Genomic DNA, 565 nt, shown 5'->3' on the forward strand with positions numbered 1-565 from the left:
GAAGACGATCGCCGGGATCGTCGCGAGGATGATGATCTCGCGGAACGGCGTCGCGGTGTACTGGACCATGAGGAACGCCGCAGCCCCCATCACCGGGGGCAGGATCTGGCCGCCGGAGGACGCCGACGACTCGACCGCCCCGGAGAACTCGGGCGAGTAGCCCGACTTCTTCATCAGCGGGATGGTGAACGCGCCCGTCGTGACCGTGTTCGCGATCGACGAGCCCGAGATGGTGCCCATGAAGCCGCTGGCGAGGATGCTCGACTTCGCCGGGCCGCCCTTCCGGTGGCCGGTGGCGGCGTACGCGAGGTCGATGAACCACTGGCCCGCGCCGCTCATCTCGAGGAACGAGCCGAACAGGATGAAGATGTAGATGAAGCTGACGGAGACCGTCACCGGGATCCCGAACACCCCGTTTTCGGTGTTGTACCACAGGTTCTGGATGATGTCGGGCCAGGTGAACTGGGGGATCGCGAGGAGCCCGACGAACGGCGTGTTACCGCTGATGAGGTACCCCCAGCGGGCGTACACGATGAAGCTGGGGACGATGATCATGAGCGGCAGC

1 protein-coding gene is annotated in these 565 nt (G+C 65.3%); it reads right to left on the reverse strand.

The window, feature by feature from the left end; all coding sequences use genetic code 11:
- Positions 1 to 565, reverse strand: a 565-nt coding sequence (locus tag EXE42_RS16525) for a TRAP transporter large permease subunit (protein ID WP_137707014.1), incomplete at both ends; no start/stop codon positions are given.

It is taken from the genome of Halorubrum sp. SP3 (assembly GCF_005435195.1).
Lineage (GTDB): Archaea > Halobacteriota > Halobacteria > Halobacteriales > Haloferacaceae > Halorubrum > Halorubrum sodomense.